Genomic DNA, 26,302 nt, shown 5'->3' with positions numbered 1-26,302 from the left:
GACTACCCTAAGCGCGTGCAAAAAATAGCGTTACGTCGTCGCGACGCGATTGTGCGCCCTGCCAGTCGGCGAGCGCGCGCTGCAAACCTTCACATATGCCGGACAATGGTTGCGCGCGATTCTCGACAATGAACTCGAGAGCGCGGCGCCTCCCAAAAGCAATTTTTCGGGGACCGCCAATCTGATCGATCAACCCGTCTGTCGAAACGAACAAAAGACTTCCCTGCGGAAGCGCGACTGCGTTCAGCGCCCACGCATAGTCCGCCAGACTGTCGACATACCCTACGCCCATGCGTTCGCCCGGAATGCTCTCGAAGTTATCGGCATCCGGCCGCAAAACATGAAGGGCGATGCGTGCACCGGAAAAATAGAGTCGCTGCTGTGCAGCGTCGAACCAGAAGAATGCTGCGTCGAGGCCATCGTTCGACTGCGGCGACTCGCCTGCCCCATTTACTTGACCGAGCAACCCCTTGACGTTGCGATTGACAGCTGCGAGAAGAGCGGCTGGATCACGTGGTCCGATTCGTTCAAGCGCCTGCGAGAGTGAGGCCGAAGCAAGCAACGTCATGAAAGCGCCCGGCACGCCATGTCCGGTGCAGTCGGCTACAGCGCCAAACCATCCGTCGGGGAACGAAGCAAAGTGATAAAAGTCGCCGCCCACCACATCACGCGGCTCCCATACCAGTTCGGCATCGGGCAACATGGACGACAACGCGTCGCGCGAAGCGCGCAACATCGCTTGCTGGATCACGCTCGCATATTCGATGCTCTGCATGATTTGCCGGTTCTTTTCCGCCTGCATCTCGGCTACGGCGCCTAACAACTGAAAGCCGCTAGCCAGTCCGGCGAACCGGCCCTGTCGCGTCACGATAAATCCATCGGAGAGCGCCTTGTTACCTACCTCGACCGTCTTGAACGTCAGCGCTTCGATGCTCATGTCCGCGTCGACAATGAGCGGATCCTTGTCCATGAACGCGATGCAGCTTTTCTTGTTGTAAAGCTCGCGGTGGAACGGCTTGCTCATCTGCGACAGGAAAATATCGCGATTGATCAGACCGATGGGGCGATCGCCCTCCAGAACGGCCAAACTGACCATGTCGCCCCGCGAATAGAAAATCTCCATTGCCAGGGAGTTCGAATCGGCCGCATCGATGGCGGGGACTTCCTGACACAGGTCGCCGGCGCAACGCGGGTTTCCTGGCACGCCGGGACGACGAAACTGCGCAAGCGCGGGGTGCATTTCACGACTACCGGTTGAACGAGAAATCAAGCACGCTAAAGGGTCTTTATGACAGTTTCGTTACGCCAGACCATTAAAGGAAACCTGCTAAAAACCCCGAAAAAACGCGAGCGGGCCGGAAGGCCCGTGGCAAACGTTTTCCTTTGGCTTTGACCGTCATTTGCTACACTTGATCGACGAAACGACTCCTGCGCCACAATTACAACAAGTGCAGGTTATACATCGCGGGATGTGAAGTTGTGCGGAGGTGTCATCATGCTCGAGTCTTCCGATTTCCGGAGCAAAAAGCTGGTGCTCAATCATGGAGGCGGCCGCATGCCCGCACTCGGATTTGGCACGCTGATTCCCGATCCCGCTGTCACTATCAGCGCTACCCGAGACGCGCTGGAAGCGGGCTATCGACACCTGGATTGTGCCGAGCGATACCGCAACGAGCGCGAGGTGGGCGAAGCGCTGCGCGCAGCGCTTGCCGCCGGCGGAATCGCACGCGAAGACATCTTCGTGACCACAAAATTGTGGAATTCCAATCATCGGCCCGAGCGAGTCGAACCAGCTTTCAACGCAAGCCTTGAAAGGCTCGGCCTCGATTACCTTGATCTCTATCTGATCCACACTCCGTTTGCATTTCGACCGGGAGATGAGCAGGACCCGCGTGATGCAAACGGTAATGTCATCTACGACAAGGGCGTGACTTTGCTGGACACATGGGGCGCGATGGAAAAGCTCGTCGACCATGGAAGATGCGGGGCTATCGGACTGTCCGACATCGGTCTGGACGAGTTACGGCCGCTCTATGAATCGGCACGAATCAAGCCAGCGGCGGTACAGGTGGAAGCACATCCGTATCTCCCGGAAACCGAACTCCTGGAGTTCAGCAAAGAGCATGGGATCGTGTTTTTGGCCTTTGCGCCACTAGGTCACGGAATCAGGCCGGGACCGCTCGAGGATCCGGTCATTTCGCAGATTGCCGCGCGAACTGGAAAGACGCCAGCCCAGGTACTGCTTGCGTGGGCAATCCAACGTGGTGGGGCTTTGCTTACCACCCCGAAAACTGCAGCACGCGCGCAAGAGAATCTGGATGTTTCCGCACTTCCCGAAGACGCGTTCGACGAGATTAACCGGATTGAGACGCGGCAGAGGTTCAACGAAGTCGTCAAGACCGGTAGCCCCGGTTTCATTCCGCGCCGCACGCAATAAACGAAGGCGACTTCCGGGTCATCGAATACGCTATTCGTACCAGCCAGATCGCGTGACGTGGCGTGGCCTCGCGGTGAGATTTGCGGCGTTATACTTTACTAACGCCCGACAACACGCGTCATCGCTCCCTTTTCCATGACTGAGTATGCCCAGTTCCAGCAAGTGTCCGAGATACCCGGCCTGGTGCTGAGTACCGCACGCTTCACGGATTTCAGTTTCGACCGCCACTTCCACCTCGATTTACATGTGGGGCTGGTGACGGACGGGGTTCAGCGCCAGAGGGTCAACGGAAAGGCTGTCCTGCACGGACCCGGGACAGTGGTTCTGATGCCGCCAGGCGAGATCCACGATGGCGTCACGGCAGATGGCAGCCAATCCACGCTCAGGACATTCCGCCTTTCACAGGAACTCCTCGCCAGCGTGGCAGAGGAGATCGGCGGCCTTCACCGCACACCGGAATTCGCAGGCGCCTTACTCGAAGACCCGCTGCTAGCTGGCCATCTCCTGCGCCTGCACAATGAGATGAGGTGGTGTAACGTTGCGAGCAGTCTTGAGATGCAGACGGAATGGCTCACGTTGCTGGAATGTCTGTTGAGCCAATCGCGCTCGATCGTGCCTGAAACGGTGCGCGGCTCGCTTTCGCGCATTCAGTGGGAACGCGTCAAAGACTACTGCTTCAACCACCTCGGCGACAAGATCACGCTGGATGAACTGGCCGCACTCTGCTCGCTCGGCAGGTTCCAGTTCCTCAAGCAATTCAAGCAGACCGTCGGGATGACGCCCCACGCGTGGTTGCTCCGTCTTCGTCTCGAGCGAGCTTGCGCGCTTTTGTCCCGAAGCTCACAGGCAATCGCAACCGTCGCTCAGGAAGTCGGATTTTACGATCAAAGCCATTTCAATCGCGCTTTCCGGCAGGCCTACGGCGCCGCGCCGTCGAACTACAGGGCCTGAAGCGTGCCCACGGCTTGACGATCGATCAATTTTTTACAAGTCCAGCGACCTCACTCGACATACGATGCGCCAATCAGGGAGGAAGTTCTCCGCCCGTCGAGTTAAGGAAACGACAATGGACAGTAGTAATCGGTCGCACGGCGCCCAGACGCCGGCTATGGGATTCACGAGCGATAACATCGCGGGCGCGTCGCCGGAGGTCATTGAAGCCATCTTGGCGAATAGCACCGGGCAAGCGAGCCCATATGGAGCAGATGAGCTCACGGCTCGCGTCGAAGATAAGTTGAGCGAAATCTTCGAGCGCGAAGTCGACGTGTTTCTGGTGCCCACCGGCACCGCCGCCAACGCGCTGTGCCTGAGCGCGATGACGCCACCGTGGGGCAACATCTATTGCCATCCGGCGAGCCATATCAACAACGACGAGTGCGGCGCGCCCGTGTTCTATGCGAATGGCGCGAAGCTGGTCGCGGTGGACGGCCCATCCGCGAAGATCGACCCCGCAAGTCTTGGTAGCGCGGCTCGCGTGAAAGTGGGTGACGTCCATTCGACGCAACCATCGTGCGTCAGCATCACACAGGCGACGGAAGAAGGAGGCGTTTACACCCTCGACGAGATCGGAGCGCTGGCGGAGGTCTGCAAGGCATCCTCCATCAAACTTCATATGGATGGCTCACGATTTGCCAATGCACTGGTCTCGCTGGGCTGCTCGCCTGCGGAAATGACATGGAAGGCTGGCGTCGATGCCTTGTCGTTCGGTGCAACCAAGAACGGCGTGTTCGCAGCGGAAGCGATCGTGCTGTTCGATGCATCCCTCGCGCCCGAAATGGGCTACCGCCGCAAACGTGCGGGCCATCTGTTCTCGAAGATGCGCTTTCTTTCGGCCCAGATAGACGCGTACTTGACCGACGATCTCTGGTTGCGCAACGCACGCCAGGCCAACGACGCTGCGCAGCGCCTGATCTGGGGACTCGCAGGGTTGAGCGGCATCGAAGTGCTCGGCGCGCCTGAGGCCAACATCGTGTTTTGCCGATTGCCGTCTGCGGTAATCGAGTCGCTACTTCAGGCAGGATTCAAGTTTTATCACGATCGTTGGGAAGCCAACGTCGTCCGCTTCGTGACGTCGTTTTCTACCACGGCTGAGGATGTCGACAACCTGCTTGCGCATGTGACACGTCATTACGCGGGTCGATGATGATTGTGCGAAGACGCCTGCCCAAAGTAATGAGCGGGCGTTGGACATTAAAGATCAACTTGCGTATCGAGCTTATTCTGAATTAGGATGCGCGAAAACCTAGCGACTCCATCTAAACGTTCCAATGTAAAACCCGTTTCCGCTGTATAGCTCTTTGCCGCCGCCATCCTCACGGGTGCGGTTGTATCTGCATGGACAACGGATTTTATCAATGGAACATAGTCTACCTGGGGTGCATAAGCACCCCTGTCTACACTCGTGCGCCCGGTCTCGCGCATCGTGCCTTTCGTCGCTGCTGGTCGATCTTGATCGCTACCCGCTAACAACGCTATTGAGCTCTGGCGAGGCGTTCTATGCTCAATAAAGACTTGCTGACGAAACTGTCTGCTGAACTTCAGACTACTTACGATTGCCATACCGCGATTCTTTACGGCTCGCGCGCACGCGATGACTGGGACGCAGCGAGCGACATCGACGTAATGGCGTTTCGTGACGCCGGAGGTCCCGAGCGTGTCGCATCGCAATGGAATGGGTTATTCCTGGACTTGTTCGTGCACGCCACAAACGACGAGGCCGATCCCAGTTGGATCCGCATTCATGCAGGTCGAGTGCTATTCCAGCGAGGCGCATTCGGTGACGACGTGCTCACGAAAGTGCATGCTCAGTACACCGCCGGGCCTGAACAGATACCCGAGGCCGAGATATCGATTCGCATGGCTTGGGCAGCGAAGATGCTAAGGCGAGCTGCTAAAGGAGATGCTGAAGGTGACTACCGGCGTCATTGGCTCTTGTTCTCACTGCTCGAGGATTACTTCGCGGCCCGAGGTCGATGGTATTTAGGCCCAAAGCAAGCCCTGCGCACCATGGAAGACATGAACGCGAAACACTGCGAAGTATTCAAAATGGCGCTAAAACCCGAGGCAAGCCTCGCCGCGATCGAACAAGCGATTGCAGCCACATTTGAGCTGACGGAAGCACGTCTATGAGTTATCAGGCACACATATTCTCCGATCACTGACTAGCATCAGGATGCGCCGCCTGATACACCTGCAGGCGACTCGCGTACACCGCGGCATTCCGTTCGTCGCCAGTGGCCCGATAGATTTCCTTGAGCTCGTCCAGAACATCTGGATTTGTTGCTCCGATAGCGTCGTATTCAGCAAGCAGTTGCTGCTGAATCGCTAGTGCTTCGGTATTCCTGCCCAAAAGGCGCAGCGTCCAACCCACCGAGCACCATGCTTGACGGGTTGCCTCTGCGTCTCCCCCACGTTCGCGCAGCGCGAGCGCAATGCGAAACTGTTCGAGTGCCTCCGCGTAGCGGCCGAGATCATTGAGCGCGTTTCCAATATTGTTGCGCAGTGACGCCTCCCAATGCTGCGCCGTGGAATCCGAGGACTGCAAGGCGAGTGTCAACGCGCGCTCGTCCCAGCGCAACTGATCCGCCGGCGCGGTATCGGTGAAGGCCATCATGTGCAGAGCATCCACCGCTAGCGCGTCGAGATGATGCTGGTTTGCTATGCGAAACGCCGCGCTATATTCATTACGCGCCTCGCGCACCATGTCCGGCGTCACCCCTCCAGGAACGGATACGGCCGAGGCAAATGTGCGGCCCCGCTCCAGGTGATAGCGCGCCTGTGCCTCTGACGAGACGTGGGCCAGTTCAGGTTTGAGACTGTCGAGGATCTGACGTGCCTGGACAAACTGACCGCGTAAGCCGTAGGTTCGCGCGATCTGGGTTTGGAGAATGAATGTCTGATCTGCATCGGCACCTGCCAGCGCGGCGCGGAAATGTTCCTCGCTCTGGGCAGGCGAATCCCAGTTCCAAAGCTGATTGATGTCTAGCGGCGCGGCGAGCAGCGGTCGAGGAAGGCTGATTGCAATAAGGAATGCGAGCGCGGCATATAGCGGGATCTGCCCACGCGATCGTCTTGACGTGTGGCTCCATCGAAGGCGATGAATGCGCAGCAAAGATTTCGTCGGTTCGATCTGCTTCATGGTCACCGGCATAAACATCCTGGGGAAAACTCGCATGCTAGCGTCAAATGACGGCGCGAAAAAAATGCTATTCCACTAACTGCCAGGACACCCGCCGAAGATACGGCCACTCGCGCTGCCAACGCGCGGCTTTCTCTTCGTACACCTCAGGTATCCAAAGTGCGTGATTGGGCCTCAATATGCCGTCGAACAGAGACGTAAGACCAAAGGGCGCATAAACTTGAAACTCCCCCTGCCGGCGCTTGACCCCAACCGCAGTCGTCGCGCACGGAAATCGATCTATGCCATCCGAAGCCCTATTTACAGGGCCAAACGGGATTCCAAACTTCTGCCCATACCAAAGTGGAACACGCGCTTGATTGCGTACCTGCACCTCAACGGGGAGGTCGGCGAATATGCGACTCGCATTGCCAATGACCTCGTTTTCCGCATCCCATGACGTATCCGGATCGTAGTAGAACAGGTCGTAATCCCGAATGCCTACATGGATATCTCGTGCGCAAGCAATATTCCAGACGGATTGCGCAATGCAGCCAGCCGTCAGCCACCAATCCTCAAAGCCGAGTTGTACCGCCCGATCAAGAATTAGCGAGTTCCATTGATTCGCTCTCGTAACCTGAATCAAACGGTGCTCCAGGGTCGCACTCATTTGATAGTTCGTTCCATGACGATGACTTCGCCGGTGAATCGCTGATTGGTCGTGCGACGGATCTCTTCAAAGCCCTCACGCCGCCAGAAAGCTAATCCACCCGGGTTCGTTGAAATGGCTGCGAGCTGCAATCTGCGGTAACCCCACTCATGCGCCATCGCGTCTATCAACGCCAATGCGCCTGTGCCGTGACCTCGACGCTGGTGCGCTTCAGAAAAGAACAGCAGCCCGATCCACGCACAGTCATCAGTCGGATACGCGCGAATCACGTCAGCACACCCGATCATCTCCGACCCAACATAGAAGCCGAACACCGATTTGTCCGCCACATCCTTGGCGTCCGGTTTGCCATAGAAGAAGTCCTCGACATCTTCTGCAGAGGGCAAACGACCTTCAACCAGTTCGGTGTACGAGGGCGATTCCAGAAAAATGCGCAGCACATTGGCGCGGTCGTCGTGCGACTCGTTGGCGAGCCGGCGGATTGTTAGCATCAGGTGAACCGTCGAAGTGAGAGCGGTAATTCTAAATGCAACAAAAGGGCGGTGCTCAGTCGTATGAGATGATACCGACACGCTCATACTTCCGTACCGCTATGCCATCGTCCAGCGCAACAGGCGCCAACCCTCTTCCGCTGAACAGCGTCGTCAGCATACTTGCTTCGATGTTCTGCTTTGCTGTGGTGGATGCATTGGCGAAGACGGTTGCGCTGCAATATCCGGCTAATGAAGTGACATTCTTCCGGATGCTGTTCGGCCTGGTGCCGGCAGTGGCGATGTGCTGCCGGGGTCGCATTTCACTAGCTGAGCGTTTGGCCAATATCGATGTCAAAGGTCAGACTCTGCGTGCGCTTACGCTTCTCGGCGCTTCAGGATTCTTCTTTGCCGGTTTGCCTTACGTTCCATTGGGCGAAGCGGTGGCGCTCGCGTATTCGGAAACGTTGATTGTCATCCTGCTCGCGCCGCTGATCTTGAAAGAGCGATGGACAGCAAGTGGAGTTGCAGCAGCGCTCGTTGGATTCTGCGGTGTGCTGCTCGTGGTGCGTCCGGGCGGCGGTCCTTCGAGCTGGCTCGGTCCGACGTTCCTGCTCCTGAGCGCCTTCTTCGGTGCGTTATCTATCGTTCAGATCAAGCGCATACGGTCTACCGACGATTCGGCGACAACGGTTCTGTTTTTCACTCTCGTTGGGACATTTGTTACGGGCTTTACCCTCGTAGTCAGCTGGCGAACGCCGTCCGTGGAGGCGCTGTTGATCATGGCACTGCTCGGCGCGTTCGCGACCGCAGGACAGCTCCTGATGACGGTCGCCTTTCGCCAGGCGGACACTGGGAAGCTTGCGCCGTATAACTATACGAGCATCGTATGGGCGGCGCTGTTCGGTTACGTCATCTGGGGTGAGACGATTCAACCGCTGTCGTTCGCGGGAATTGCGCTCATCGTCGGAAGCGCTATCGCGGTCGCGGTGCGGCGGAAAGATAAAGAGGGACCGCTGGCTTGATGAGTTCTCGGTCAGCGCGGCTTCATGAGCGATGATCGGCAATCACATCCCGCATGATGGAATTGAAAATCTCCGGGCGCTCCAAGGGCACGTAGTGTCCACATCCGGGAACAACGTAGAGACTTCCGTTTCGAGCCGAATCGGCCTGTGCGGCGCTCGTTTTTAGACCCGGCAAATTGTCATCTTCGCCGGTGACCACGATAACTGGACCGGGAAATGTAGAGAGAACCTGATCGCGACTCGGACGGCTATGAAATACGCTTACCCCTCGGGCTACCTCATGCGGTGACTGAGATAGCGCTATTCGCCTCGCTTCCCGGATCGCGTGAATGGAGACCGTGTCTGAAAGCAATGGTGCCCAAAAGAGCCGCCAGGCCTCTTCCAATCCTTGGCCCTCAAGCGTATCGAGAACGGAAGCGTGAAGCGCGGCATCTGGACGGTGCTGGGCCTTGGTTCCGATAAGAACCAACGCCGCGACACGATCAGGCACAGCGGCGGCCACTTCAAGCGCACAGGAGCCTCCAACCGAGCAACCGACCACAATCAGACGATCGCCTTTCACGAGGCGTAGGACCTCGGCCGCCCATGTTTCTATCCGATCGCCCAAGGGGTATAGCGTCGGCGCATAGGTCCGGCCTGGAAGAAGCTCCATTTGCGCGCTCCACATCGAGCCATCAAGCGGAAGCGCATGCAGAAGGAGAAGTTCAGGTTTTCCTCTTTTGGTCATGTAAGCCACTCTCGAATAGCGCTCTTGAACGGTTGTTCAAGCCATCGTGCTAAATTGATAGTCAATGAATTGTGAGCCCAAGGCCTGCGACGTCTTGGTCATTCACCGCAAGTCAATACTCGCCCGAAAAAATGGAGAACACTACTCTCGTCATCCCGACCGATCGTTGTTCACTCAGGCCGGCTACATCTTACGATTACGACGCACTGCTTGTGGGGATTGGCGCGCCTGAGTTTCCCCACGAACTTCCACTTGCTGGCTTGCTTCGGCAAGGAAGATTGAAGAGCTGGTTGGAGTCGGTCCTTGCGATGTCGGCGAGTGGGCGAGCTTATATATTCTCGATCGACCTCCAGACTGGAGAGCGTTGCATCGGCCAAATATCGCTCGTGCAAAAAGACCAATCCGAAAGCTGGAATCTGGCGTTCTGGCTGCACCCTTCCTATTGGGGCGCAGGCCTTGCCTTCGAAACAGCGGCGGCCGTCATTCGCTACGCGTTCACCGTCCTGGCGATAAAAGACGTTTGGGCAGGTGCCGCAGTTTGGAACCAACGTAGCCTCAATACACTCATCAAGCTCGGCCTGCAACCGATCGCGGAGAACGATGCCACACACACGCCGGACACTGTGTGCGCCTTTTCGATTTCGCGTGCGCATTGGTTGCAAACTTATTCGTGATCAGACACCTAGCCGCCTCGCACTAACTCACAGGGAACATCGCAATGTTGATTGCTTTCGGAGGTCTGCCGGGAACCGGAAAGACGACGATCGCGCAAGCGCTCGCCCGCAAACTCGCCGCGGTATATCTACGCATTGATACCTTGGAACAGGCACTTATCGCATCCGGGGACGCCGGCGCGGATATTGGACCTGCCGGCTATCTCGCGGCATATGCGGTCGCGGCCGACAATCTACGCCTCGGCCTGACTGTCGTCGCAGACTCGGTCAACTCGTTGCATATTACGCGTAGCGCATGGAGAAACGTTGCGCTCGAGGCAGATGTGCCGATCTTCGAGATTGAGGTAATTTGTTCGGATGCCGCGACGCACCGTCAAAGAGTCGAGGGACGAAACGCCGATATTCCCGGTCACAAGCTGCCGACATGGAAAAACGTACTTGAACGTCAATACGATCCATGGGAATCGGAACATCTCGTAGTCGACACGGCTAACGTTTCGATTGAGCAGGCTGTCGAGACCATCGTCAGTCGTCTGTCGACGCCGCCTCAGAAAATTTAAATTCCTCGTCGCACTAATAGATTCGCATTTTCGATCACGCAAGACCTATCGACGCAACTCCCCCGGCCCCTTCCCCGTCCACCGTTTCAGCGCCCGCCGAAAATTCGCAGGGTCGCTGAACCCGAGCAACATCGCGATATCGTCGGTGCTCATACTGGTCGTCTTCAGATACTCGGTCGCGAGCGAGCAACGTACGTCATCAACAATCGCCACAAACGAAGTGCCCTCAGCTTCGAGACGCCGCCGCAAGGTCCGGCTGGTCATCTTCAACGCATCCGCGACGATTTCCATGCTCGGAAACTCGCCGGGCTTACGCATCAACACCTGATAGACCTCACCCGAAACACCCACCGAAGTCTTCGCCTGGCCAATCAACCTGTCACACGTTTCCTGCAATAGCGTCGCCGTTAGCCGATGCGCTAGCTGAGGCTTTTGTTCAAGGATGCCACTGTCGTAATGAAGCTCGCATTGCGGTTGATCGAAGTAGCACGGACAACCCAGGTACTCCGAATAGATGTCCGCGTGCGCGGGCGCCGGATACGCAAAGCATGCCTTGGTCGGTGGGCAGGTGTGACCGGCAACGTCCTGTAAATGGGTCACGTGCTGCGTGAACTGTTGCTCGATCAGGAACTGACCCAGCTCGCGTGAGGGCGTGGAGATAAACGCATCGGGAAACGTCCAGATGCCCTCGTCGGCATACTCGGTCCATTCGATGGTAAGCGTAGGTGTCGCAAGCCGGTGGTACTTCACGCCAAGCCGGAAATAGTCACGCAGGGAAAGGCAGGACATCAGCGCATAGCCGTACATCCCGTAAGCGGACAGGTGCAATCGCGACCCGGTGATAAACGGCGTCGCGGAACTGCACCCCAGCAAGATCGCATTTCTGCAGACAGCAACGTATTGCCGGACCGAGGTCAACGCCGAGGCGTCGTAAATCTTGTCGGCGTCGACACCGCTGTCTTTCAGGCTCTGTTCGGGCGCAATGCCCTGCTCACTGAGCACTTCGACCAGCGCGGCGATCTTGTAAGGCGCGTAGATGCGCTCGTTCAGTAACGGCAGTTTCGATGACACCGCTTCACCTCAGAATGTCCTGCAACCACATCCAGCTGTCCGAAAATGACCTTACGGGCGCAATCGTATCCCACTAGTATCGATATCACAACAGGCCACTCCATCGATTGGCCAGCCAACGATTCTGGAGACACGCTTGCTCAATCGCAAAGTCATCATTTCATGCGCGATTACCGGTGCAACGCACACGCCGTCAATGTCCGAATACCTGCCGTTGACGCCATCGCAGATTGCATCTCAATCGATCGAGGCTGCCGAGGCCGGCGCCGCAATTCTCCATCTGCACGCGCGCGACCCCGTCGATGGCCGTCCGACGCCATCGCCCGATGTGTTCAGGCAATTCGTGCCGGCAATTGTCGAAGCGACCGATGCGGTTATCAACATCACGACCGGCGGCAGCACCAAGATGACACTCGCGGACCGGCTCGCCTATCCGCGACTCGCCAAGCCGGAGATGTGCTCGTTGAACATGGGCTCGATGAACTTCTCGATTCACCCGATCGCCGCGAGAATCTCGTCGTGGCGGTACGACTGGGAGAAGGACTACGTCGAAGGGATGGAAGACACGATCTTCCGCAATACCTTCAAGGACATCAAAAGCATCCTGCTCGAACTGGGCGAGCACGGCACGCGTTTCGAGTTCGAATGTTACGACGTCGGTCACCTGTACAACCTCGCGCATTTCGTCGATCAGGGTCTGGTCAAACCACCGCTTTTCATTCAGTCGGTGTTCGGGATTCTCGGTGGAATCGGCGCCGAGCCGGAAAACATGACGGTCATGCGCGCCACAGCAGACCGTCTTTTCGGGCGCGAAAACTACCAGTTTTCAATTCTCGGCGCAGGCCGCCATCAAATGGCTTTCGTGACGATGGGCGCGATCATGGGTGGAAACGTCCGGGTCGGCCTGGAAGATAGCGTCTTTCTTTCGAAGGGCGTGAAAGCCGAAACTAATGCTCAGCAGGTGCGCAAGATTCGACGCATTCTCGAAGAGCTTTCCTTCGAGATCGCTACACCGGCAGAAGCGCGACAAATGCTTGGTCTGAAAGGCGCTGACAAGGTCAACTTTTGAGCGCGGCCTTTTAGCAGTAGCAGTAGTTGAATGTAGCAGTGTGCCGGCGTCGGAGATCATGCCGGCCGTTCAGAGCTAACAAAAACAACGATGAACAATCATCCCCGGAGGAGACATCATGGCAACCCCAACAATGGGTGGCAGCAGTAGCGAATTACACCGCGTCGCGACGCATAAGGCGATGTTGCGGCTGATCCCGCTCATGTGCGCGATCTATTTCATGTCGTACCTCGATCGCACGAACGTGTCGCTAGCGAAGGCGCGGCTCGCTGCCGATCTGGGCATCAGTGCCGCCGCATATGGGCTGGGTGCAGGCATTTTCTTCATCGGATATGCACTGCTCGAAGTGCCAAGCAATCTTGCAGCTCACCGAGTCGGGCCGCGCCGCTGGATCGCGCGAATTGCGGTCACATGGGGCGCACTGTCCGCTGCGATGATGTTCGTGCAGGGCGAATGGTCGTTCTATACGATCCGCGTGTTGCTCGGTGTCGCCGAAGCGGGTCTGTTTCCCGCGCTGATGTACATGGTGACGCTGTGGTTCGCGCCGAAAGACCGTTCGGTGGCTGTGGGGTGGATTTACGTCGCGCCTGCTCTTGCACTGGTAATAGGCAATCCGGTGGGCGGCGCCTTCATGCAGATGGACGGCTTCGCCGGCCTGCACGGATGGCAGTGGCTATTTCTACTCGAAGGACTCCCTACGATCGTCGTCGGCGTGATTCTGTGGTTCAAGCTGCCGGAGAAACCGTCGGACGCGCGCTGGTTGTCGAATGACGAAGCGCGAATTCTCGAGGCACGCGCAATTCCGGATGCCGCACACGCCAGCATCTTTTCGGACGATTGGGTCGCAGCGTTGAAAAGCCCCGCTACCGTGCTAACCGGACTAATCTATTTCCTGAATCAGGTGGCGTTTGTCGGTCTCGTCTTCTTCACTCCGGCGATGATCCAGCAGATGCACGTGAAGTCTCCGTTAATGATTGGGGTGCTGTCGAGCAGTGTCGGCATCGGCTTTCTGCTTGGTGTCCTGATACTGCCGCGCATTCATCGCCGGGTGACCCATGATTGTATCTATCTCGCCGTTTTGACCGCCGGCCTGATTGTCAGCGCGATCCTGTTCATCTCGTCGGACTGGCTGCCGGTGCAACTTGCCCTCTTCGTCGCGACAGCTTTCTTCGCAGGCGGCGTGTTGCCTTTGTACTGGGCGATTTCGATGAAACGGCTGCACGGCATTCAGGCCGCCGCAGGATTGGCCTTTATCAACACCCTCGGATTGACTGGCGGATTCGTAGGTCCGTATCTTTTCGGACTGGCGGAAAGCGCATCCGGGAAAAGTGCGTCAGGCTTTTCGGTGATCGTCGGCGCGTCGGTTCTGGGACTTATCATCGTGCCAATGTTGGCAAAAGCGATCCAGTCCGAAGGGCGTACGGCCAGTCTGAGCGAACCCCTGTTGAATGTAGAACAATGAGCCTGGGACCCGCATCGCATCGCGTTGAAGCGATGCGCGTTACCCCGATGATCAACGCTCACCATCAAGGAAATGTATGAGGACAGCTGACCTTCTCAAACCATCCCCCGGACTTCGCGTATTGATTTCGGGCGCAGCGACTGGCATCGGCGCTGCGATCGCGCAGGCGTTTCTGGAAGTGGGTTCCAACGTCTACATTTGCGACATCGACCCCGCAGCCGTCGACAAGGCGAAAACCGACAATCCGCAACTCCATGTAGGCGTTGCTGACGTTGCAGACCGTGAACAGGTGGACCGGATCGTCGACGACGCACACGCCAAACTCGGCGGCCTGGACATCCTCATCAACAACGCGGGAATCGCCGGACCGACCGGGGCCGTGGAAGACATGGACGCGGACCAATGGGACCGCACCATCACGACGAACCTCAACAGCCAGTACTATTTCCTCAGGAAAGCGGTGCCGGTGCTAAAGAAAACGTCGTCGGACCCATGCATCATCGCGATGTCTTCGGTGGCGGGACGACTGGGCTATCCGTATCGCACGCCTTATGCGTCGACCAAATGGGCCATCGTCGGCCTGGTTAAATCTTTGGCAATCGAACTTGGGCCGAACAACGTGCGCGTCAATGCGATCCTGCCAGGCGTCGTCGAAGGGGAACGCATGAATCGCGTCATCTCCGCGCGTGCGGATGCTCTCGGCGTCAGCTTCGACACGATGAAAGGCGAATACCTCGAGAAGATCTCGCTTAGACGCATGGTGACAGTCCAGGACATCGCCGCATTGACGCTCTTCCTGGCGTCGCCCGCTGGCCGCAACATCTCGGGTCAGGCAATCAGCGTCGACGGGAACGTCGAGTATCTTTGACGCCTGATCGCCCTCGATAGACGCCTCACCGCCAGCGCGCCATCGCCTCAAAGACACCGTCACGTCTAACCAGCGCGTGCAACAGCGCCGCTGCCAGATGCAGAACGATCAGCGCAAAGAAACACAGCGCGAGGGCCCTGTGCGCGTTCCAGAGCAGTGTGTGCAAGCCGTTGCTATGCGGCAGGATCGATGGCAGACGTACCCCGAAGACCACGACGGGATAATCCGCGGCCGATAACATGCCCCATCCGATCAACGGCAGCCCGATCATCAGCAGATAGAACGCGAGATGCGAAAGGCGCGCGGCGAGTTTCATCGGTTCCGGCATCGAGGCCGGCAGCGGCGGGGCGCCATACGCCAACCTGACCACGAGACGAACCAGCGCCAGCACGAGAATCACGATACCCAGCGGCTTGTGGATGGATACCAGCGAGAGATAGTCGGGGCGGACAGTCGACACCATCCCGACACCGATAAACAGCATCGCCAGAATGCAGATTGCCATGAGCCAGTGAAGCGCGCGCTGCAACGGTGTGAAGCGATCATGGATCGGATTCATGGCGTGGCTCCTGCCGCTGGGGTGTGCGGATAGTCCTTATCCTCAGCGGTCCGCCGGTCGAACGAGACGGCATAGGCTGCTGAGCGGGCGGCCGGAAACGGATCGTCCGACACGTGCATGCCTGGCGGCAGGACGGTGGGGTCAAAGTTGAGATCGCGACACGGCCCGTCAGGTTCGGGCTCGATGGCGCTCACCACCAGCGTGCCCGCTTCCACCTTGCGTCGATCCTCCGGCCAGGCCTTGGTGGGGTCGGCGGTCGGATCGCCAGGATTGGCCACGGTGATGACAAGCGTCCATCGTTGCGGCGCGCTGTGCACCCGCTGCGTGATATCCGTGTCGAGGAAGTCATCGCCACGCGCCTTCAACTGGTCAGGGGACACAGCCTCGGGTTGCGCCGCGGGCACAAAGGACCAGCGCACGGCCTGGTCCTGTCCCGCCTCATTGGTGAAGATGAAGCTATTGAGGCTGTTGTAACGCTCTTGCGCAAAAGAACCCGTCCATGGCGCGCTGCCGGCCCACGCGACGAAATTGCCGAACTCCGGGTTCGCGGCGATAAAGTTCTTCATGGCATCCGGATCGCTCTTGTCGGCCGAAGCCTTTAGCAGACCGTAGAAGGCCTGCGGCGTGGAGACCGCGAAGAAAGGCGCGTCGATCATGGCGGTGCGCCATTCGCTACCATCCGGTGCGACGATGCGCAGACTGAGGCCGCGCACCCGCACCGTGGCGTCTGGCGCCTTGGGGTCCGCTGTAGCCAGATTGAAACGCCCGGTGACAGGGAATGAGCCGGCCGCGAGCATCGGCGCCTTGGAAAGCGCCGCGGCCGTGCCATTCGATTCGAAAGTGCCGGTAAAACAGATGCCCTTGGCATGATTGCGCCGGAAGCCGAGCGCCGCGCCGCCCGGTGGCGCCAGGGCGTTGACGATCCTGGCCGGCGTCAGGCGGTCTGGCGATAGCCAACCGGCCGTAAAGGCGAAGGCCGCGACCAGCACGACCACCACGACTGCAATCAGGACCAGCGAACGCGCCGTGGACGCGTTGGAAGTCGGTCGGTCGGCCATCGATCTCTCCGAACAGTGATTCGGCTGAGTAGAAATCTAGCAGTGCGGCGACAATAGTGCCATTGATCTGTGGACCGCGCCACGTTGGCGTGCGGGTGCCGCAGTCCGCGAACCCGCCATGAGCGGCCGGCCCGGCTAACAGACACCCCTAAGACTAGCGTCCCCGCGAAGACATCCGCATAGTATGGACAAAATTCCCGACCTTGCGTCAACCTGCGTTGACAGCATGGGCCCGTCCCTCAGCCTTCCACCTTCGACATGACCGCCGTACTCGGGTCATACCGGTAGCCCTTCTGCGCAAGTTGCTGGGCCATCGTCGCGCCGATCAGCCGTTGCTGCGCATCCCGTGCGATCAACTCGTGATCCGGCTTGAGCCGTTCCAGTTCCGACGAGAGCCGCCGTACCAGCGCAACTTCTCCGGTGCTGCGTGCATCGATGAACAAGATCTTCTCGCTAGCCTGGCCAAGCCGTTGTCGAAGCTCCTTCGCGTGCGCCACCCATTGTTCGGCATTAGTGCGCAGTTCGCTGAGCGCCTTTGCGTGGGCTTTGGCCTGGGCCGATATCTGGCGTTGCAACGCGCCAACTTCGTCCGCGCTCTCCGTGCCGTCCGATGGCGCACCGGTTGGCCGCCCAGGTTGATCGTCTCTGGCGGCAGCATCGGCCTGCTCCGCAAGACGCTGCTCCAGTTCCGCGGCATGCCGTTCGGCCGCCTCGGCGCGCTCCCGCGCGGCAGAGGCGTCCTGCGAAAGCCGGTCCAGTTCCGCGCTAGTTGCCGTTTTCGCTTCGCTCAACGCGCTGACCTGCTTGCGGGTCTCGTCGAGTTCATCGGTGATGCGCCGCAATTCGTCGATCTGAGCCGATGCCCCATCGATTCGCGCCGCAGCGTTTTCGCGTTCCGCCGCCAGTGCCGCCCGCGCCTCGTTCAGTTCCATCTCCAGCGCGGCGAGTCGCGCGAAGCTCTCGTTCGCCTGCGAGGTGGCGGCGTCAACGCGAGAAGAGGTCGCACTGAGTTCATCAGACAGCCGGTTCGCTTCGTCATACTTCGCCTGAGAAGCGGCGCTTAGCGTTGCGACCTCCTGCCGTGCTGACTCGTACTCCTGAGTGATCCGCGCTATTTCATCGTTTTTGCTGGCAATAACCGCAGTCAATTCGTCATGTGTTCTGCGTTCATCTTCGAGCGAGGCCTTGGTGGCTTCCAGATTTCTCTCTTCCACCGACACACGCTGGACAAGTTCCTCCACGCGAGCCTCGGCTGCCTGGGCGCGCGACGTGAGCGAGCCTGACTCCTGCAGCAACCGGTTCAGTTCGGATGACTGCGTTTGACACGTGTCGCGCAACGTCGCGACCTCCTGCCGCTGTGCATCGTATTCCTGACTAATCCGCGCTATTTCGTCGTTCTTGCCCGAGACAACCGCGGCCAACTCTTCACGCGCCCTGCGCTCTTCTTCAAGTGTCGTCTGTGTAGCGGCAAGGCTGGCCTCTTCCACCGACGCGCGCTGCATGAGCTCTTCGATACGCGTTTCCGCGGTTTGCGCACGCCATGCCAGTGAGCTTGACTCGTTTAGCAGCCGGTTCACTTCGTCTGACTTCGCCTGACAGGCATTGGTCAGCGTGGCAGCTTCCTGCCGCGCAGCATCGCGCTCCTGAGCAGTTTGCAAGACCTCATCGCTCTTGCTTGCGAGAGCCGCCGCCAAAGCTTCGCGTGCCTTGCGTTCTTCTTCAAGCGAAGTCCGGGTGAGTTCCAGATTCGCCTCTTCCACCGACGCCCGCTGCACAAGTTCCTCGATACGCGCCTCGGCAGCTTGCGCGCGCCACGAAGCCGCGCTCGATTCCGCTGACAGCCGGTCCACTTCGTCCGACTTCGCCTGGCACGTGGCGCTCAAAGCCGCGATCTCCTGCCGTGCGTCATCGCGTTCCTGAGTGAGCCTCGCTATGTCGTCGCTCTTGCTGGAGACAACCGCCACCAGGTCTTCGCACGCCTTGCGTTCCTCGTCGAGCGACGCCTTCGTGGCTTCGAGATTCGCCGTGTCCACCGATGCCTGCTGCACCAGCTCCGCTATACGCGCCTCAGCCGACTCGGCGCGCGCTGTGGCCTCGCTCGACTCCTGCGACCACCTTTCCGCTTCCTGCGATTTCGCCTGACAGGTCTCACCCAACGTCGCAACTTCCTGGCGCGCGGAATCACGCTCCTGGCTGATCTGCACTATCTCATCGGTCTTGTTGGCGACAACTGAGGCCAATTCCTCGCGCGCTGCGCGCTCCTCGTCGAGCGATATTTTCGTCGCTTCCAGGCTGGCCTCGTCAATCGACACACGCTGTGCGAGTTCTTCGACGCGCGCCTCAGCCGCCTCGGCGCGACTCGTCGCCGCCGCGAGTTCCGAACCCAGTTGTGCGGCGGTCTGTTCCGCAGCGCTCAGCGCATTCGTCAGGGCACCAAGCCGCTCGCGCTGCGCCTCGACTTCTTCGAACATCTTTTGGTACTCAGCGTGCGCCTCGTCCCGATCCGCGAAGGCAGAATCCAGATGCTGGCCCATTACCGTCAGGCGCTGGTTAAACGCCTGCTCTGCCGTCTCCTGGGATGCGGTCCAGATCCGGGCGGCGGCGCTCATCACGGTTTCAGCGAGGCTGCCCGGCAAGCCGGTCTGCAGTTGCAGTTCAAGGGTTTTGTCCTCGCGCGCTTCGCGCCAGCGTTGCAAAGCCGCGACGATCGCAACCAGCGATCCTCCGCGAACCTCCGACCAGATCGTTACCGGGGAGACCCGCTTGCCTTCTTCGACCATGCGGTCCGCGATTGCTGCAACCTGTTCATCGGTGATTGTGTCTGCGTCCGTGGACATAAGCGCCTCAAAAATCGATGTAAGCGGGCGAAAGATAATCCGATACGTTACTACGATCAACGACGTATCCGATGAAAGGAAATAACGTTTGCCGTGAGTTTGCCTCAAAGGCCGAAAACCTTACGAATTCCCTTCTTCTTTTCACCTGATTGCCTGGTGGCTTTTCGTCCGCCTGTGCCAGCCAGCGGCCCTGTCGAAGGGCCGACGGGCATACTTTATAGGCATACCCGCCAACCTACAAAGTCTTTTCCCTAGCCATTCCCGCCCGCCAGATCACGCATTTCTTGTCCGAAAGCGACCAAGTCGCGTGAGCGGGACCAAGGACCGGGGGCCGATAACGCAAACGGTATCGGCCCATACGGTTTGCTGATTGGAGCCAGCCGGTTTCCGTCCGTACACTGGTCGCTTTGCGCACGCGAATCCACCTCGCGTTGCACAATGCCGGAACAGACGCCGGTAACGACAATGAATGGCCGCCAAAGGCCATGCGAACGGAGACAAGCTTTGGACGAACCCAGCATTCCCGTATCCGCTGCTGCTGCAGGAACCACCCGCCTCAACTACCGTTGGCATGTCGTGATCTGGCTGCTAATCGGCGGCATCATCAACTACATGGACCGCGCGAGCCTGTCGATCGCCGCGCCCGGCATGATTCACGAACTCGGCCTGACACGCACGCAGATCGGCCTGCTCGGAAGCGTGTTCGCGTGGACGTATGCGGTGATGCAATTGCCCGCAGGCTGGGTGATCGACCGCTTCGGCGCGAAGCGCGCGTACGCGCTCGGCATGATCTGGTGGAGCGTCGCGACGTGGCTAACGGGTGTAGTAGGTTCGATGTCCGGCTTGCTGGTCATGCGCGCCTTGCTTGCCGTCGGCGAAGCACCGTGTTGGCCGACCTCCGCGAAAATCACCGCGGCATGGTTTCCGGCCAAGGAGCGCGGCTTTGCGACCGGCGTGTGGGATTCGTCGTCAAAGTGGGGACCGGCGCTTGCGCCGGCCATGCTCGTCGCGCTGATGATCGCATTCGGCTGGCGCTCGCTGTTCCACGTGACAGGCGCGTTCGGCATCGCGTTTGCCCTGTTGTTCCTGATGCTGTATCGCAACCCGGTGGACAGCCGGCGTCTCTCGAACGAAGAACGCGCCTACATCGAAGCGGGTGGCGGCGGTCATGAACGCTCGCTGACGACGTCGTCAGTCAAGTGGCGTTCGCTGTTCACGCGCCGCAGCGTCTGGGGGATGATCCTCGGCTACTTCTGCACCATCTGGCTCTGGAACATCTTTCTGGTGTTTTTACCGCTGTATCTGCTCGATCGCTTTCACATCTCGTTCGCACAACTGGGCGTGTATGCGGGCATCCCATGGGCCGGCGGCGCGGTCGGCGAGATCGCGGTCGGCTATCTGGCGAAGAAAATCGTCGATCGCCATCTCGCGGCGCCGATCGATGCCAAGCGGTTGCTGATTGCCTGCTGCGCGACAGGCGCCGCCGTGTGCGCGGTCGCGTTGCCCTTCACTCACTCCCTCAACGTGACGCTGACGTTGTTTACCGTCGGTCTCGCCTTCGTGTCTGCCGTGGTTGGCTCGGCATGGGCCCTCGCAGCCGATATCGCACCGTCGTCGATGGTCGCGTCGGTGAGCGCAATCCAGAACTTCGGTGGTTACTTTGGCGGGGCTTTTTCACCGGTCGTGGCCGGGTTTATCGTCGACCGCACCGGTTCGTATGCCCTAGCCTTCATCTCGGGCGGCATCATTGCCGGCTGTGCGGCGCTGTTCTATTGGTTCATGGCCCGCCGGCCGATTATCGATGAGGGGATCGAACCCGCTGCCTGATGCCGGATCGGCGTAAATCCTGCATACTCATTCTCCATCTTCCGGGAGATCAGCCATGTCACAATCATCCGCGGCGCGGCGCGCCGCCTTTCGCGAGGCCGTCCAGCAACGCCGCGCCCTGCTCATGCCCGGCGCCTTCAATGCGATGAGCGCACGCGTCGTCGCGGATGCCGGTTTCAGCGCGCTCTATATCACCGGCGCGGGCGTCACGAACATGTCGTTCGGCTTGCCCGACCTCGGCTTTATCGGCCTGAGTGACATTGCGGAACACACCTCGCGGATTCGCGACGCCGTGGATCTGCCGCTCGTCGTCGATGCGGACACTGGCTTTGGCAACGCGCTCAACGTGCGTCAAACGGTGCGGACGCTCGAGCGGGCCGGCGCCGACGCGATCCAGCTCGAAGATCAGGTCAGCCCCAAGAAATGCGGCCATTTCGCAGGCAAGGCCGTGATTTCGACGAGCGAGATGGTCGGCAAACTACACGCCGCTGTCGACGCGCGTGAAGATGCGAATTTCCAGATCGTTGCGCGCACCGATGCATGCGCTGTTCATGGCTTCGAGGCGGCCATCGAACGCGCGCATCGTTTTGCCGAGGCGGGTGCGGACATTCTGTTTGTCGAGGCGGTCGAGACCTTCGACGAAATCAAACGCCTGCCGACCCTGTTGAGCACGCCGCAGCTGATCAACATCGTGGTGGGTGGCAAAACCCCGGTCATGCCGCAGAGCGCACTCGCGGAGCTGGGGTTCGGCATCGTGCTGTATGCGAATGCAGCGTTGCAGAGCGCGGTGCTCGGCATGCAAAAAGCACTTGCCGTGCTGCGCGACGAAGGCAAGCTCGACGAAGACCCGACCTTGTTGGCTCCGTTCAACGAGCGCCAGCGCCTGGTCGACAAGCCGCTCTTCGATCGCCTCGACAAACAATACGCCGCAGATAACGACTGACCGTGCACGCCTAAGCCGCGTCGTTTAGCAGCTGGTCGGCAGAGACCACAGTGCAATATTCTCCATGCAGGTTCGCGAGCGATCCTCCAGACCTGTGTCAATGAACGCGTTGTTGGTGCGCCTCAGCAGACGGGTTGTTCCGAACACCCGAGTCGGGCTGCATCAAGAACCTACCACACCGAAAAACCTGCCCGTGCTATGGTCATACGCCATCGGTGCATGTGCCCGCGCCATCTAACCGCAACCACAACATTCGTCATCAGCGATGAATCGCCCGAGCCTTTCCTTCCGACAGCCGCGCGCCAACTGGTTGCTTCGCTCGCTCTACGTCCTCGTCCTGATCCTCGCCGCGATCGTACTCGCGGCCTGGCTGACGCTACGCGCCAGCCTCCCGCAACTCGACGGCACGCATAACGCAGCAGCCCTCTCCGCCGCGGTCACGGTCGAACGCGATATGCTCGGCGTACCCACCCTGCATGGCAATACACGCGCGGACGTAGCCTATGCCACCGGCTTCGTGCACGCGCAGGATCGCTTCTTCCAGATGGACCTGTTGCGCCGCGTCGCGGCAGGCGAGATGGCCGCGCTAGTCGGGGCGCCCGCGCTCGACCTCGACCGCCGCAACCGGCCGAACCGTTTCCGCGAACGCGCCCGCGCGCTGATCGACGCCATGCCCGCCGACCAGCGCACGTTGATCGACCGTTACACAGCGGGTGTCAACGACGGTCTGGCGTCGCTCGCTTCGCGTCCATTCGAATACTGGGTACTGCGTACCCAGCCGGCCGCCTGGCGGCCCGAGGATACCCTCCTCGTCGTCTACGCGATGTACTTCGACCTCCAGTCAGGCGAGGTCAGCCGCATTCTTTCGCGCGCGGCGCTGCGCCAGCGTGTACCCGCCGATCTGTTCGCGTTCCTGCTGCCAGCAACAAGCCATTGGGACGCACCGTTCGACGTCGCCAAGCCTCCCCCCGTCGACCTCGCTACACCGCCAGCCACTCGCCCCGACTGGCTCCGCGCGTCGAAGACCGCAAGCATTGCGTTGCCTGCGACCGATCTCGCCTATAGCGACCTGATGGCCGGCAATTCGATGATCGGCAGCAACGGCTGGGCGGTCGATGGCGCACACAGCGCGCAAGGCGGCGCGCTCCTTGCGAGCGACATGCACCTGGGGCTCTCGCTGCCCAACATCTGGTATCGCTTGTCGCTCACATGGCCAGGTGCGGACGGGCATCCGCGGCACATAACCGGAGTCAGCCTGCCTGGTGCGCCGCTCGTCATCGCCGGCAGCAACGGGCAGATTGCCTGGGGCTTCACCAACAGCTACGGCCGCTTCATCGACCTGATCGAACTGCAGCGCAACCCCGCTGATCCGCTGCAATACAAGACTCCCGACGGTAGCTGGCAAAGTGCAACGGTGCATCACGAACGCATCGACGTGAAGGGTGGCGCGTCGGTCGACCTGGCGGTCGCCGATACGCAATGGGGTCCCGAGATCGTGGTCGGTTCGCACACTTTTGCGTTGCGCTGGGTTGCCCACGACGCGCAGGCCGTCAACGTCAACCTGCAGCGGCTCGAAGACAGCACCAGCGTCGAGGACGCGCTGCATACGGCGCAAACCAGCGGCATTCCAACGCAGAACTTCATGGTCGCCGATTCGCACGGCAAGATAGGCTGGACGCTGGCTGGACCGCTGCCGCACTGGACCAGCGGCGCGACAGCCGCGAGCAACTCGTTCGACGATCTGCCCTTTGATTCCGCCACCTACCAGGGCTGGCAAGGCTATCTCGAACCGGCGAATTACCCCTCGCGAATCGCCCCGCCGCTTGGACGCCTGTGGACCGCGAACAACCATACGCTGCCACCCACCGAAGCGGGGCTGCTTGGCGATGCCGGCGCCGACCTCGGTGCGCGTGCGTCGCAGATTCGCGATGACCTGCTCGCGCTGCCACATGCAAACGAGCACGACATGCTGGCTATCCAGACCGACGACCGCGCGCTATGGATAGACAGTTGGCGCCGTCTCGCCCTCTCTGCGCTCGATGCCGATGCGTTGCGCGACCATCCGCAGCGCGCCGAATTCCGCAGTCAGGTGCTCGCATGGAACGGCCGCGCCGATGCAGACGCCATTGGCTACCGTCTCGTTCGCGCGTTCTATTTCTCGCTGTACGACGCATGGTTCGGCAAGCTCGACAAAGATATCCCGGCGAGCTTTGGCAATAACGCAGACAACCCGCAGACGGGCTTTCGCGCTGCAAGTTCACGCTACGAAGCGGTCATGGAAGCGCTCGCCGCCCATCAGGCATGGGTGCCGGATGGCGTCGCCAACTGGCGTGCCTTCATGCTCAACCGTGTCGACCACGCAATCGACCAGTTACCGCCGGACGTGAACGTATCGGATGCGCGTTGGGGCGATCGCAACCGCGCGGCCATCGAACATCCGTTCGCGCGGATCGTCCCAGGCTGGCTACCGTGGATACGCGGCTGGCTCGCTGCGCCACGCGATCCGCTGCCGGGCGACTTCAACATGCCGCGCGTGCAGGCACCTTCGTTCGGCGCGTCTGAGCGGATGATCGTGTCGCCGGGACGCGAGCAGGAGGGTATCTTCGAGATGCCGGGCGGGCAGTCCGGCAATCCGCTCTCACCGTACTTTCTGGCGGGACATGAGGCGTGGGTACATGGCGACACCACGCCGTTCTTGCCGGGTGCTACGGTGCACCGGCTTGAACTCGTGCCACAGGTGCATTGACCGCGCAGCAATCTTCGAGCGAACGAAGATGCGGACCGCCCAAATTTAGTTCGACGTCACTGCCGGCAAGAACGACCACCAGCAAACCTGATCAAGCGCGGAGGTGGCGATCGACGGACTGAACCCGACCGCGACGCTGGCATTCCAGCCGTTTTGCGCGTCCGTGCTGTCCGAGCAACTGCTGACGTAGTCGAGCGTTCCTGTAAAGAACGCGCTGCGCGGTAACTTTCCCTCCGTGCTCTTCCACGTCTGCAGCTCTTGCAACAGCGAACTATCCAGCGACGGCAGAAATACCTGTTCGGCGAAGTTGCCATCCACGAGCATCGGGAACGACACGCCGCCGCTTGAACCGCTGAGGGCCGAGGTCGGCGCATTGTTCAGCATGATCGTCAGGTTTGGGAATTCCGTGCGCAGCTGCGCAACCAGGTCCAGACCGCCTTGCGTGCAAGCGGCGTTGCACGGGCCCTGCGCTGCATTCGCGCCGTGGCCCACGATTTCGATGTTATCCAGCATGAATCCATCGACACCCGTCGCCGCAAGGCGCGACGCAACGTAGTTGACGATCAGGTTCTGATAGGCTGCATTGCCGACGTTCATCCAGTACTCGTCCGAGTAGCCGCTGTACTGGCCGAGCTGGGCCGCTGTATTCGCGCCGCAGGACTCGAAGCCGGCGGGCACCGTTGTCCAGTAGGTTCGCCAGGTCTCGCAGGCGCCGACGTTCAGATAGCTGAGCACCTTCGCCCCTTTTGCCTTGAGCGCGGTAATCTGCGCGGGCGTGAAGTTGGGACTGCCCGTGCCCGGATCGGCGTCGATGACGATCACGTTGAAGCTCGAAGCCAGTTGGGTAGGATTGGCTTGTGCCGCGGTGCCGTAGTACACCGCCCACACCGCAGAGGCCGGAAGGTTTCGCGCGGCCGCAATCGACACGTTGGTCGAGCCGCTCAGCGTGACCGCACTGGTGGCGCTGGAAGTCGTGCCGGCACTGCCGGTGGAACTGCCGGAAGAGCTCTGCGTGCCTCCGCCGCCACCGCACGCGCCTGACAATGCCGCGAGGAATAAAACAGCCCCAAAGAAGCAGCGAGCAAATAGTGAGCGCATGATTTATCTGGTTGGAGTTTTCTACAGCGTGGCATGCGCGGCGGGCCGCCGCGCGCTGCAAATGTAGCAGTGCGCGGGCGGCCT

Annotated in this window: 23 protein-coding genes; 13 read left to right on the top strand and 10 right to left on the bottom strand. The window is 59.9% G+C overall.

All coding sequences use genetic code 11. The annotated features are described in order from the left end of the window. Positions 1-7 precede the first annotated feature (7 nt). Positions 8-1,240, bottom strand: a complete 1,233-nt coding sequence (locus tag BUS06_RS24705) for a SpoIIE family protein phosphatase (RefSeq protein WP_167379428.1) — start codon at positions 1,238-1,240, stop codon at positions 8-10. A 255-nt stretch (positions 1,241-1,495) separates the two neighbouring features. Here BUS06_RS24705 and BUS06_RS24700 point away from each other — a divergent pair, with 255 nt between their 5' ends. From BUS06_RS24700 to BUS06_RS24685, 4 genes are all read left to right on the top strand, one after another. Next, positions 1,496-2,437, top strand: a complete 942-nt coding sequence (locus BUS06_RS24700) for an aldo/keto reductase (RefSeq protein WP_074267042.1) — start codon at positions 1,496-1,498, stop codon at positions 2,435-2,437. 135 nt (positions 2,438-2,572) lie between these two features. Beyond that, a complete protein-coding gene (locus tag BUS06_RS24695) occupies positions 2,573-3,388 on the top strand; it encodes a helix-turn-helix transcriptional regulator (RefSeq protein WP_074267041.1) in 816 nt (271 codons plus the stop codon). 115 nt (positions 3,389-3,503) lie between these two features. Next, complete coding sequence (locus BUS06_RS24690) at positions 3,504-4,580, top strand: threonine aldolase family protein (protein WP_074267040.1); 1,077 nt, start codon at positions 3,504-3,506, stop codon at positions 4,578-4,580. 353 nt (positions 4,581-4,933) lie between these two features. Beyond that, positions 4,934-5,566 (top strand): nucleotidyltransferase domain-containing protein, encoded by a 633-nt coding sequence (locus tag BUS06_RS24685; RefSeq protein ID WP_074267039.1) that lies wholly within the window; start codon positions 4,934-4,936, stop codon positions 5,564-5,566. Between the two features lie 25 nt (positions 5,567-5,591). On the opposite strand, the gene BUS06_RS38340 is transcribed toward BUS06_RS24685, so the two are convergent. The 3 genes from BUS06_RS38340 to BUS06_RS24670 all read right to left on the bottom strand — a co-directional run bounded on the left by BUS06_RS38340 (position 5,592) and on the right by BUS06_RS24670 (position 7,802). Then, the gene (locus BUS06_RS38340) at positions 5,592-6,575 is read right to left on the bottom strand and encodes a tetratricopeptide repeat protein (protein ID WP_167379427.1); all 984 of its coding nucleotides are present in this window, start codon (positions 6,573-6,575) and stop codon (positions 5,592-5,594) included. Positions 6,576-6,642: 67 nt separating this feature from the next. Continuing rightward, a complete protein-coding gene (locus BUS06_RS24675) occupies positions 6,643-7,224 on the bottom strand; it encodes a nucleotidyltransferase family protein (RefSeq protein WP_074267037.1) in 582 nt (193 codons plus the stop codon). Further along, complete coding sequence (locus tag BUS06_RS24670; protein ID WP_083611582.1) at positions 7,221-7,802, bottom strand: GNAT family N-acetyltransferase; 582 nt, start codon at positions 7,800-7,802, stop codon at positions 7,221-7,223. The genes BUS06_RS24675 and BUS06_RS24670 overlap by 4 nt, the downstream gene beginning before the upstream one ends. Positions 7,803-7,816: 14 nt before the next feature. Between BUS06_RS24670 and BUS06_RS24665 the strand changes: the two genes are divergently transcribed. Continuing rightward, the gene (locus BUS06_RS24665) at positions 7,817-8,719 is read left to right on the top strand and encodes a DMT family transporter (RefSeq protein WP_074267035.1); all 903 of its coding nucleotides are present in this window, start codon (positions 7,817-7,819) and stop codon (positions 8,717-8,719) included. 22 nt (positions 8,720-8,741) lie between these two features. Here the strand turns inward: BUS06_RS24665 and BUS06_RS24660 are convergent, their stop codons facing one another. Continuing rightward, positions 8,742-9,446 (bottom strand): alpha/beta fold hydrolase, encoded by a 705-nt coding sequence (locus BUS06_RS24660; RefSeq protein WP_074267034.1) that lies wholly within the window; start codon positions 9,444-9,446, stop codon positions 8,742-8,744. 131 nt (positions 9,447-9,577) lie between these two features. Between BUS06_RS24660 and BUS06_RS24655 the strand changes: the two genes are divergently transcribed. Then, a complete protein-coding gene (locus tag BUS06_RS24655; protein ID WP_074267033.1) occupies positions 9,578-10,120 on the top strand; it encodes a GNAT family N-acetyltransferase in 543 nt (180 codons plus the stop codon). 44 nt (positions 10,121-10,164) lie between these two features. After that, the gene (locus tag BUS06_RS24650) at positions 10,165-10,680 is read left to right on the top strand and encodes a P-loop nucleotide/nucleoside kinase family protein (RefSeq protein ID WP_074267032.1); all 516 of its coding nucleotides are present in this window, start codon (positions 10,165-10,167) and stop codon (positions 10,678-10,680) included. A gap of 45 nt (positions 10,681-10,725) precedes the next feature. On the opposite strand, the gene BUS06_RS24645 is transcribed toward BUS06_RS24650, so the two are convergent. After that, the gene (locus tag BUS06_RS24645; RefSeq protein WP_074267031.1) at positions 10,726-11,751 is read right to left on the bottom strand and encodes an AraC family transcriptional regulator; all 1,026 of its coding nucleotides are present in this window, start codon (positions 11,749-11,751) and stop codon (positions 10,726-10,728) included. A 136-nt stretch (positions 11,752-11,887) separates the two neighbouring features. Here BUS06_RS24645 and BUS06_RS24640 point away from each other — a divergent pair, with 136 nt between their 5' ends. The 3 genes from BUS06_RS24640 (at position 11,888) to BUS06_RS24630 (ending at position 15,150) form a co-directional block, all read left to right on the top strand. Continuing rightward, positions 11,888-12,820: a 3,5-dioxohexanoate:acetyl-CoA acetone transferase gene (locus BUS06_RS24640; RefSeq protein ID WP_074267030.1), complete on the top strand. Its 933-nt coding sequence runs from the start codon at positions 11,888-11,890 to the stop codon at positions 12,818-12,820. A gap of 118 nt (positions 12,821-12,938) precedes the next feature. Further along, positions 12,939-14,282 (top strand): MFS transporter, encoded by a 1,344-nt coding sequence (locus tag BUS06_RS24635; RefSeq protein ID WP_074267029.1) that lies wholly within the window; start codon positions 12,939-12,941, stop codon positions 14,280-14,282. Positions 14,283-14,358: 76 nt separating this feature from the next. Next, positions 14,359-15,150 (top strand): SDR family oxidoreductase, encoded by a 792-nt coding sequence (locus BUS06_RS24630; RefSeq protein WP_074267028.1) that lies wholly within the window; start codon positions 14,359-14,361, stop codon positions 15,148-15,150. Between the two features lie 25 nt (positions 15,151-15,175). On the opposite strand, the gene BUS06_RS24625 is transcribed toward BUS06_RS24630, so the two are convergent. The 3 genes from BUS06_RS24625 to BUS06_RS24615 all read right to left on the bottom strand — a co-directional run bounded on the left by BUS06_RS24625 (position 15,176) and on the right by BUS06_RS24615 (position 19,604). Next, the gene (locus tag BUS06_RS24625) at positions 15,176-15,709 is read right to left on the bottom strand and encodes a cytochrome b (protein WP_074267027.1); all 534 of its coding nucleotides are present in this window, start codon (positions 15,707-15,709) and stop codon (positions 15,176-15,178) included. After that, entirely contained in the window at positions 15,706-16,767 is a 1,062-nt protein-coding gene (locus tag BUS06_RS24620) for a catalase family peroxidase (protein WP_074267026.1), read from the bottom strand. The genes BUS06_RS24625 and BUS06_RS24620 overlap by 4 nt, the downstream gene beginning before the upstream one ends. A gap of 239 nt (positions 16,768-17,006) precedes the next feature. Further along, positions 17,007-19,604, bottom strand: coding sequence for a DNA-binding protein (locus BUS06_RS24615; protein WP_074267025.1), 2,598 nt, complete (start codon positions 19,602-19,604; stop codon positions 17,007-17,009). A 504-nt stretch (positions 19,605-20,108) separates the two neighbouring features. On the opposite strand from BUS06_RS24615, the gene BUS06_RS24610 reads away from it, so the two are divergent. From BUS06_RS24610 to BUS06_RS24600, 3 genes are all read left to right on the top strand, one after another. Continuing rightward, positions 20,109-21,431: an MFS transporter gene (locus BUS06_RS24610; protein ID WP_074267024.1), complete on the top strand. Its 1,323-nt coding sequence runs from the start codon at positions 20,109-20,111 to the stop codon at positions 21,429-21,431. 55 nt (positions 21,432-21,486) lie between these two features. Beyond that, a complete protein-coding gene (locus BUS06_RS24605) occupies positions 21,487-22,374 on the top strand; it encodes an isocitrate lyase/PEP mutase family protein (protein WP_074267023.1) in 888 nt (295 codons plus the stop codon). 265 nt (positions 22,375-22,639) lie between these two features. Next, the gene (locus BUS06_RS24600) at positions 22,640-25,120 is read left to right on the top strand and encodes a penicillin acylase family protein (RefSeq protein WP_074267022.1); all 2,481 of its coding nucleotides are present in this window, start codon (positions 22,640-22,642) and stop codon (positions 25,118-25,120) included. A 45-nt stretch (positions 25,121-25,165) separates the two neighbouring features. Here the strand turns inward: BUS06_RS24600 and BUS06_RS24595 are convergent, their stop codons facing one another. Further along, positions 25,166-26,218 carry a glycoside hydrolase family 191 protein gene (locus BUS06_RS24595; RefSeq protein ID WP_074267021.1) on the bottom strand — a complete coding sequence of 351 codons (1,053 nt, stop codon included), beginning with the start codon at positions 26,216-26,218 and terminating at the stop codon, positions 25,166-25,168. Positions 26,219-26,302 lie beyond the last annotated feature (84 nt).

It is taken from the genome of Paraburkholderia phenazinium, assembly GCF_900141745.1.
Classification (GTDB): domain Bacteria; phylum Pseudomonadota; class Gammaproteobacteria; order Burkholderiales; family Burkholderiaceae; genus Paraburkholderia; species Paraburkholderia phenazinium_B.
This window is presented reverse-complemented; position numbering and strand designations above follow the sequence as displayed.